Annotated in this window: 9 protein-coding genes; 5 read left to right on the forward strand and 4 right to left on the reverse strand. The window is 68.1% G+C overall.

Annotation, left to right across the window (positions count from 1 at the left end):
• The first annotated feature begins 14 nt into the window (after window positions 1–14).
• The 4 genes from ABQJ54_RS17815 to ABQJ54_RS17830 all read left to right on the forward strand — a co-directional run bounded on the left by ABQJ54_RS17815 (window position 15) and on the right by ABQJ54_RS17830 (window position 4070).
• Entirely contained in the window at window positions 15–617 is a 603-nt protein-coding gene (locus tag ABQJ54_RS17815) for an LON peptidase substrate-binding domain-containing protein (RefSeq protein ID WP_367855663.1), read from the forward strand.
• Window positions 618–869: 252 nt separating this feature from the next.
• Complete coding sequence (locus ABQJ54_RS17820; protein WP_367855664.1) at window positions 870–2189, forward strand: sigma-54 dependent transcriptional regulator; 1320 nt, start codon at window positions 870–872, stop codon at window positions 2187–2189.
• Between the two features lie 203 nt (window positions 2190–2392).
• The gene (locus tag ABQJ54_RS17825) at window positions 2393–3631 is read left to right on the forward strand and encodes an acetylornithine/succinylornithine family transaminase (protein ID WP_367855665.1); all 1239 of its coding nucleotides are present in this window, start codon (window positions 2393–2395) and stop codon (window positions 3629–3631) included.
• A gap of 19 nt (window positions 3632–3650) precedes the next feature.
• Complete coding sequence (locus ABQJ54_RS17830) at window positions 3651–4070, forward strand: VOC family protein (protein WP_367855666.1); 420 nt, start codon at window positions 3651–3653, stop codon at window positions 4068–4070.
• A gap of 4 nt (window positions 4071–4074) precedes the next feature.
• Here the strand turns inward: ABQJ54_RS17830 and ABQJ54_RS17835 are convergent, their stop codons facing one another.
• The 3 genes from ABQJ54_RS17835 to thiE are packed head-to-tail and all read right to left on the reverse strand — an operon-like array spanning window position 4075 to window position 6885.
• Window positions 4075–4956: an ion transporter gene (locus ABQJ54_RS17835; RefSeq protein ID WP_367855667.1), complete on the reverse strand. Its 882-nt coding sequence runs from the start codon at window positions 4954–4956 to the stop codon at window positions 4075–4077.
• A gap of 4 nt (window positions 4957–4960) precedes the next feature.
• Window positions 4961–6247 (reverse strand): glutamate-1-semialdehyde 2,1-aminomutase, encoded by a 1287-nt coding sequence (hemL, locus tag ABQJ54_RS17840; RefSeq protein ID WP_367855668.1) that lies wholly within the window; start codon window positions 6245–6247, stop codon window positions 4961–4963.
• Window positions 6248–6258: 11 nt separating this feature from the next.
• Window positions 6259–6885: a thiamine phosphate synthase gene (gene thiE / locus ABQJ54_RS17845; protein ID WP_367855669.1), complete on the reverse strand. Its 627-nt coding sequence runs from the start codon at window positions 6883–6885 to the stop codon at window positions 6259–6261.
• A 111-nt stretch (window positions 6886–6996) separates the two neighbouring features.
• On the opposite strand from thiE, the gene ABQJ54_RS17850 reads away from it, so the two are divergent.
• Window positions 6997–7194, forward strand: coding sequence for a rubredoxin (locus ABQJ54_RS17850; protein ID WP_367855670.1), 198 nt, complete (start codon window positions 6997–6999; stop codon window positions 7192–7194).
• A 232-nt stretch (window positions 7195–7426) separates the two neighbouring features.
• On the opposite strand, the gene ABQJ54_RS17855 is transcribed toward ABQJ54_RS17850, so the two are convergent.
• Complete coding sequence (locus ABQJ54_RS17855; protein WP_367855671.1) at window positions 7427–7882, reverse strand: DUF192 domain-containing protein; 456 nt, start codon at window positions 7880–7882, stop codon at window positions 7427–7429.
• Between the last annotated feature and the right edge of the window lie 296 nt (window positions 7883–8178).

An 8178-nucleotide genomic window follows, 5' to 3' on the forward strand; every position in this document is an offset into this window, starting at 1 on the left:
GTTACACTTCCCGCATGGCTGGACGTTCCTCCCGCGCCGAATTGCCGCTGTTCCCGCTGTCCACCGTGCTGTATCCCGGCGGGCGGCTGGAACTGCGCATCTTCGAGCCGCGCTATCTGGATCTGGTGCGCGAATGCGCGCGCGAGGACCGCGGCTTCGGCGTCTGCCTGATTCTGGCAGGGCGCGAGACGGGCGAGCCGGCCTTGCCGGCGGCGGTGGGCACGCTGGCGCGCATCGTGGATTTCCATCATAGCGCCGGCGGCCTGCTCGGCATCGTGGCCGAGGGTGGCCAGCGCTTCCGGGTGCGGCGCACGCGGGTGCGCGCGGACGGCCAGTTGCGTGGCGAGGTGGAGTGGTGGCCGGAGGAGCCGCCCGCGCCGGTGCCGGTCGAGCTTGCCTTGCTGCAGACCATTGCCGAGCGACTGGTCGAGGCGATGGCGCCGCAGTGGCGGCATGTGCCACGCGAATGCTACGACGATGCGCGCTGGCTGGGTTTCCGGCTCGCCGAACTGCTGCCGCTGAGCGGTGACGAACGCCAGCGTCTGCTGGAGCTGGCCGATCCGCTGCAACGCCTGGCCGAGCTGCGCGATATCCTGCCGCGCTTCCAGAAAGCCTGATTCCCGGCTGCCGCCATCGGTGGAGACATCCCGGGAGCGAGCTGCAAGCAAGGCTCGTGCCCGCCATCGGAGAGGGCGAAATTAAAGATCGCCGGTGCGTCACGGGCACCGCGGACGGATCTACAATCCGCGCCGAGTCATCATCCGGCATGAATCTGCCGCATGCATGTCGCCAAAGGGGGGGCGACGCGTGGCGATCAGGATCCGGGGGGAGGGACTGTGGATGCCACGGGCGCAAGGCCTTCGGGGTGCGTGATCTGGTTCGGGCAGCCGGAAGCCCGCGAATGCAGCGACTTGACCGAGGCCGGATGGCATGTCCGGACAGCCGGGGCAGATGCCGGCATCAGGGAGCACGAGAGAGGCAACGTGGTGCTGCTGGCGGATTTGCGCCGCGGTGATGCTCGTGTCCTGCAAGCGATGCGGCAGTTGATGGCGGATCGTCCCGAGTTGCCATGGATCGCACTGATTCCCCCCGGTGCGCCGGCGCAGCGTCCGCAGGTCAGGCGGATCCTGCAGGGCTGTCGCGATTTCTTCAGTGCGCCGCTGGACCTGCCGCGTTTGCTCGTCGCCTTGGAGCGCGCCAGTGGCATTCCTTCCCGCGCAGCCGTTGCTGCAGCCGATCTCCCCGAATTGGTGGGATGCAGTGCGGTGCTGGCGGTGGTGGCGGCGAGCTTGCGCAAATACGCGCCGATCGACCTGCCGGTGCTGATCACCGGCGAGACCGGTGTCGGCAAGGAGGTGGCCGCCCGCGTGCTGCACCGGCTTTCGGCCCGCGCCATGCAGCCGTTCGTGGCGATCAACTGCGGCGCGTTGCCGCTCAATCTGGTGCAGTCCGAGCTGTTCGGCCATGAGCGTGGCGCGTTCACCGACGCCACCGCGCGACGGATCGGGCACATCGAGAGTGCGGCGGGCGGCACCATCCTGCTGGACGAAGTCGGCGACCTGCCGCTGGACGTGCAGACCAACCTGCTGCGTTTCCTGCAGGAAGGGGTGCTGCAACGCGTGGGCAGCAGCCGGCCGATCGAGGTCGACGTACGCGTGATGGCTGCCACCCACCTGGACCTGGAGCACGCCGTGGCGGCAGGGCACTTCCGTGAGGATCTGTACTATCGGCTCAACGTGCTCAGGCTGCAGATACCGCCGCTGCGCGAACGCGGTGACGATGTGGAATTGCTGGCGCATCGTTTCCTCGAACGCTTTCGCGAACGGCAGGCCTGCACCGTTCACGGTTTCGAAAGCACGGCACTGCGCGCGATGCGCCAATACACCTGGCCGGGCAACGTGCGCGAGTTGCGGAACCGGGTGCAGCGCGCCGCGGTGATGGCGGAAGGTGCGCTGATCAGCACCGCGGACCTCGCCTTGCCGACTGATGCGCCGGTACGCGGTACTCCGGTCAGCGCCGGCCTGGGTGTCTCCCGCGCCTTGGCCGAGCGGGAGGCCGTCGCCGCCTGCCTGCGTGAGTGCCGCTTCAATATCAGCGAATGCGCGCGACGCCTGCGGATATCCCGGGTCACCGTGTACCGCCTGTGCAAGAAGCACCGACTGGAGTTGCAGGAATTGCGCGCGCACTAGCCGCACTGGTCCGGTGCCGGCGGACAGGTGGGGCGAATCGGCTTCCGCCCGCAGCTCCGCGCCGGATCGGCTACTGATTCGACGCCGGCCCATGGGATAATCGCGGCTTGACGCGCACCACCAGGCTGCGTGCGATCCCCGGCGTTCCGTGACGCGGCGGGCGAGCACGGGAACATGGCCGGGAGCGCAACCCGGAGTGCCCCATGCAGCAACACGAATCGACCCCGTCCTCCCGCCTGCTCGACCTCGGCCAGCGCTACTGGTTGCCGGTCTACAAGCCGCGCGAGCTGGTGCTCGACCACGGCAAGGGCGCACGGGTGTGGGACACGGAAGGACGCGACTACATCGACTTCGGTGCCGGCATCGCGGTGAACGCGCTGGGTCACCAGGACCCCGACCTGCTTGCCGCGCTCACCGCGCAGGCGCACAAGCTGTGGCACGCCAGCAACGTGTTCTACACCGAGCCGCCGCTGCGCCTTGCCGAGGAGCTGGTGAACGCGAGCGGTTTCGCCGAGCGCGTGTTCCTCTGCAACTCCGGCGCCGAGGCGAACGAGGCGGCGATCAAGCTGGTGCGCAAGTGGGCAGCGGCGCAGGGGCGCGCTGCGGACAAGCGCGTCATCGTCACCTTCAGGGGTTCGTTCCACGGCCGCACCCTGGCCACCGTCACCGCCACCGCCCAGCCGAAATACCAGGCCGGCTACGAGCCGCTGCCGGGAGGTTTCCGCTACCTCGATTTCAACGACGCCGCGGCGCTGGAAACCGCGTTTACCACCGGCGACATCGCCGCGGTGATGCTGGAGCCGGTGCAGGGCGAGGGCGGCGTGCTGCCGGCGGCGCCGGGCTTCCTCCAGCGCGTGCGCGAACTGTGCGACGCGCACGGCGCGCTGCTGGTGCTGGACGAGATCCAGTGCGGCATGGGCCGTACCGGCACGCTGTTCGCGCACGCGCATGACCACGTGAAGCCGGACATCGTGACCCTGGCCAAGGCGCTGGGTTGCGGCTTTCCCATCGGCGCTATGCTGGCTGGCCCGAAGGTGGCCGAGGTGATGCAGTACGGCGCGCACGGTACCACCTTCGGCGGCAATCCGATGGCCACCGCGGTGGCGCGCGTGGCATTGCGCAAGCTGGGCTCGACCGAGGTGTTGGCGAACGTGGCGCGCCAGGCGGATGCGCTGCGCGCGGGCCTGGCGCGCATCAACGACGAACTGCAGTTGTTCGACGAAGTGCGCGGCCGTGGCCTGATGATCGGCTCGGTGTTGAATGCGGCGAACAAGGGCAAGGCCGGCGAGATCCTCGACCAAGCCGCCGCACACGGCCTGCTGCTGCTGCAGGCCGGCCCGGACGTGCTGCGCTTCGTGCCGCCGCTGACGATCAGCGACGAGGAACTGGCGGAAGGACTCAAGCGCCTGCACGCGGCGCTGGGCGCCTTCGCGCAAGCCTGAATACCGAAGGAGATTGGCGATGAAATACCTGCACACCATGGTGCGCGTGCGCGACATTGATGCCTCGCTGCGCTTCTACTGCGAAGGCTTGGGGCTGCGCGAAGTGCGCCGCATGGAGAACGCCCAGGGCAAGTTCACCCTGGTCTTCCTCGCCGCGCCGGACAGCCCCGAGGCCGAAGTCGAGCTGACGTACAACTGGGGCTCCACCGAGGACTATGGCAGCGCGCGCAACTTTGGCCACCTCGCGTTCCGCGTGGAAGACATCTACGCCACCTGCCAGCGACTGCTGGACATGGGCTACACCATCCACCGCCCGCCGCGTGACGGCCACATGGCCTTCGTGCGCTCGCCCGACCTGATTTCCATCGAGCTGCTGCAGGACGGCCACCTGCCGTCGCAGGAGCCGTGGGCGTCGATGCCGAACACCGGCAGCTGGTAGGCGCTCAGTGTGGTGCGTGCATGCCGGCTGGCAGTGCGGCGCCACAGTGGTTGCAGTAGCGTGCTTCCGTCTCGTGGCCGTGCCAGCCACAGGCTTTGCAGCGCCGCTGAAGCTGTGCACGGTTCAGTGAGTTGGTGAACTCCGCCGCATAGATGCCGGTGGGTACGGCGATGATGCCGTAACCGATCAAGATCATGATGGTGGTGATGAACTGGCCCAGCGGCGTGCTCGGCGCGATGTCGCCGAAACCCACCGTGGCCATGGTCACGGCGGCCCAGTACATCGCGCGCGGGATGCTGGTGAAACCGTGGGCGGGGCCCTCCACCACATACATGATCGCGCCGAATACCGAGATCAGTATCAGCATGGTGGCAATGAACACGAAGATCTTGCGTCGGCTGCGCTTCAGTGCGTCGCCCATCTGTTCGGCCGCGCCCACGTAGCGGGCCAGCTTGAGCACGCGGAAGATGCGCAGGATGCGCAGCGCGCGGATGCCGATCAGTTGCTCGGTGCCGGTGAGCACCAGGCTCGTCAGCGAAGGCAGGATCGCCACCAGATCGATCAGACCATAGAAGCTGCGCGCGTAGCGCAGTGGGCGTGCCAGTACCGCGAGGCGCAGGATGTATTCGGCGGTGAACAGTGCGGTGAGCAGCCACTCCGCCACGCGCAACACTCCGCCGCAGCGTGCGTGCAGCGCCGCCACGCTGTCCAGCATGGTCACCAGCACGCTGATCACGATGGCGGCCATCAGCATGATGTCGAAGGCGCGCCCGGCGCGGGTGTCCGTGCCGAATACGATGTCGAAGGCGCGTCGCCGCCAGCCTTGCTGCGCTGCCGGTGACAGATGGCTGTCGCGCTCGTGTTGCCGGGTGATCGGCGCCGCCACGCGGCTATCCCGCGCGGGCTTCGGCCAGCGCCTCACGCGCCGCCTGCAGGGTGTCGGCGATGTCCTGGTCCGAATGCGCGCTGGACAGGAAGCCCGCTTCGAACGCGCTGGGTGCGAGGTACACGCCGCGCTTCAGCATGCCGTGGAAGAAGCGGTTGAACAGCGCCGTGTCCGCCGTGGTGGCCTGCGCATAGCTGGTGACTTTCTCCGCGCAGAAGAACAACCCGAACATGCCGCCCGCGCAGTTGGTGCTGAACGGTGCGCCCGCGCCATCGGCGACCGACTGGAAACCGTCGCAGAGCAGGCGTGTGCGCGTGGCCAGCGTGTCGTGGAAGCCCGGCGCCTGGATCAGCTCCAGCATCGCCAGGCCCGCCGCCATCGCCACCGGATTGCCGCTGAGCGTGCCGGCCTGGTAGATCGGGCCGGCCGGGGCGATCTGCTCCATCAGGTCGCGGCGGCCGCCATAGGCGCCCACCGGCATGCCGCCGCCGATGATCTTGCCGAAGGTGGTGAGGTCGGGCATCACGCCGTACAGCGCCTGCGCACCGCCCAGCGCCACGCGGAAACCGGTCATCACCTCGTCGAAGATCAGCAGCGCACCGTGCTGCGTGCACAGTTCGCGCAGGCCCTGCAGGTAGCCGTCCACCGGCGGGATACAGTTCATGTTGCCGGCGACTGGCTCAATGATCAGGCCGGCGATCTCGCTGCCCTGCTCGGCGAACAAGGCCTTGGCGGCATCGAGATCGTTGTAGGGTAGGGTGAGCGTGAGGTCGGCATTCGCCTTGGGCACGCCGGGCGAGGTGGGTACACCGAAGGTGAGCGCGCCGGAGCCAGCCTTCACCAGGAAGCTGTCGCCGTGGCCGTGGTAGCAACCCTCGAACTTCACGATCCTCGCGCGGCCGGTGGCGCCGCGGGCGAGGCGGATCGCCGACATGGTGGCCTCGGTGCCGGAGTTCACCATGCGCACCATTTCCATCGACGGCACCAGTTTCGCGATGGTCTCGGCCATCGTCACCTCGGCCGGGCAGGGGGTGCCGAAGGAGAGGCCGTCCTTCACCGCGCGCTCCACCGCCTCGCGCACGGCCGGGTGGTTGTGGCCCACGATCATCGGTCCCCACGAGCCCACATAGTCGATGTAGCGCATGCCTTCCACGTCCCAGAGATACGCACCGTCGGCGCGCGCGGTGAAGAACGGCTCACCGCCCACCGACTTGAACGCGCGCACCGGCGAGTTCACGCCGCCGGGAAGGAGTTGTCTGGCGCGCTGGAACAGTTCGTGGCTGGTGCTCATCGATGCTTTACTCAATCGGTGGGGTAGAGGCGGGCGAAGCGCTGTGCGGCGGCGCGTGCGTCGGGCGCGGCAAACACTGCCGAGATCACGGCAAGAAAGTCCGCGCCGGCTTCGACCAGGGGAAGGGCATTGTCCGGCGTGATGCCGCCGATCGCCACCCGCGGCACGCCCAGCGTGGCGCTCTGCCGCAGCAGCTCCAGCGGCGCGCGCACCGCCTGCGGCTTGGTGGGCGAGGGGAAGAACGCGCCGAACGCCACGTAGTCGGCCCCGGCGGCCGTGGCGGCACGGGCGCGTTCGAGCGAGTCGTAGCAGGACACGCCGATGATCGCGCCGGGACCCAGCGCCGCGCGGGCGGCGGCCACGTCGTCGTCGTCGCGGCCCAGGTGCACGCCGGCGGCGCCCACCGCGGCGGCCAGCGCGACGTCGTCGTTGACGATCAGCGGCACGGCGTGCGCATCGCACAGCTGCCTGAGCACGGAGGCTTCGGCGTGGCGCCGCGCGGCATCGGCGGTCTTGTCGCGGTACTGCAGGGCACGCGCGCCGCCGGCCAGCACCTGCGCGACGGCTTCAGGCAGGCCGGAGCGGGGGCCGTCGGTGATCGCGTACAGGCCGCGGCCGGTGAAGCGGGAATCGGTCATGGCACGAGGCTTCCGTGCGCCCGCAAGGGCGGAGGTGGACGCCGCGCGCTTTCGCAACGGCAGGCGAGTTGCGAGAATGCACTATTCACCCTCGAACAAAGAAGCCCGACGATGAGCCAGAGCTCCACCGAAAGCACCGCACTGCGCAAATGGATGTGCGTGGTCTGCGGTTACATCTACGACGAGGCGCTGGGCGTGCCGGAAGAGGGCATCGAACCCGGCACGCGCTGGGAAGACGTGCCCGAGGCCTGGACCTGTCCGGATTGCGGCGCCACCAAGAGCGACTTCGAGATGATCGAGGTCGACTGATCGCCGATCTCTGCCAGCGGCCGGCCCGTTTTCGCCACGTTTGCGCCTGCGAACGGGCCCGTCGATCCGCTGTGATGCTTCCACGCGTACCCCACGCGCGTGACGCCGGAAGCCTCACCATGCAGCAGTTCATTCCGTTCGAAGACGACTGGGACATGCTCGACGCGATCCGCCCCGAAGCATTGATCCCCTACCGCGTCGGCCTGGCGCTCGTTCCACCCGCCGACGTCACTCAGTCGACCGTACCCAGCCGGCCGTCGATCGCCAGCGTGTCGCCGTCGCGCACGCCGATCCGCGTGGCCGTACCCGCCGACAGCTCCAGTACGTAACGCGCAGGCCCCGCGCTGGGGTAGACCGGGCAGGGATCGGCCTTGCACGGCGGTACGTCCAGCTGCGTCGACACCAGCTTGCGTTCGGCATCGAAGTACAGGATGTCGAGCGGGATCAGGGTGTTCTTCATCCAGAATCCGCGCGGTGCGGTGTCGGGAAACACGAACAGCATGCCATGATCTGCCGCCAGCGAGGTGCGCATCATCAAGCCGTGCTCGCGCGCGGCTTCGTTGGTGGCCAGTTCCACCGAGAAGTGTTGGCCGTGCAGGGTCACGCTGAGGGGCGCGACATCCGTCGAGGCGGCACAGGCATGGCCGCCCAGCATCAGCAGCGCTGCGGCAAGCAGGGATTTCAGCATGGCGTGTTGCCTCGCGTGGCGTGTGGTCGGGCCAGTGTAGTCGGCGATCCCGTCGAAAATTTTGCGCATTGCCCCTTCCCAGTCGCGCTGCACGGCGCTATGATTCTCGCCCCTTCGACGAGCCACCCAGCTTCGAAGGGTTTGCCTCACGTTCCCGCAGAAAAATTCCTCTTCGAGACTGTTGACGGCCTGAAAGAACGATGTAGAATGGGCGGCTCACCGGGACGAAATGTCCCCTGGCGGAAGGTTCCGCGGTGAAGTGATCTTTGACAGTGTGCACAGGTGAATTGTGTGGA

Origin of the sequence: Rhodanobacter lycopersici (assembly GCF_040812335.1) — a bacterium.
GTDB lineage: Bacteria > Pseudomonadota > Gammaproteobacteria > Xanthomonadales > Rhodanobacteraceae > Rhodanobacter_A > Rhodanobacter_A lycopersici.

What these genes read in the sequence shown, in the direction of transcription:
- ABQJ54_RS17815 (WP_367855663.1), top strand. Translation starts at nt 15, where the DNA reads ATGGCTGGACGTTCCTCCCGCGCCGAATTGCCGCTGTTCCCGCTGTCC.
- ABQJ54_RS17825 (WP_367855665.1), top strand. Translation starts at nt 2,393, where the DNA reads ATGCAGCAACACGAATCGACCCCGTCCTCCCGCCTGCTCGACCTCGGC.
- ABQJ54_RS17830 (WP_367855666.1), top strand. Translation starts at nt 3,651, where the DNA reads ATGAAATACCTGCACACCATGGTGCGCGTGCGCGACATTGATGCCTCG.
- hemL (WP_367855668.1), bottom strand. Translation starts at nt 6,247, where the DNA reads ATGAGCACCAGCCACGAACTGTTCCAGCGCGCCAGACAACTCCTTCCC.
- thiE (WP_367855669.1), bottom strand. Translation starts at nt 6,885, where the DNA reads ATGACCGATTCCCGCTTCACCGGCCGCGGCCTGTACGCGATCACCGAC.
- ABQJ54_RS17850 (WP_367855670.1), top strand. Translation starts at nt 6,997, where the DNA reads ATGAGCCAGAGCTCCACCGAAAGCACCGCACTGCGCAAATGGATGTGC.
- ABQJ54_RS17855 (WP_367855671.1), bottom strand. Translation starts at nt 7,882, where the DNA reads ATGCTGAAATCCCTGCTTGCCGCAGCGCTGCTGATGCTGGGCGGCCAT.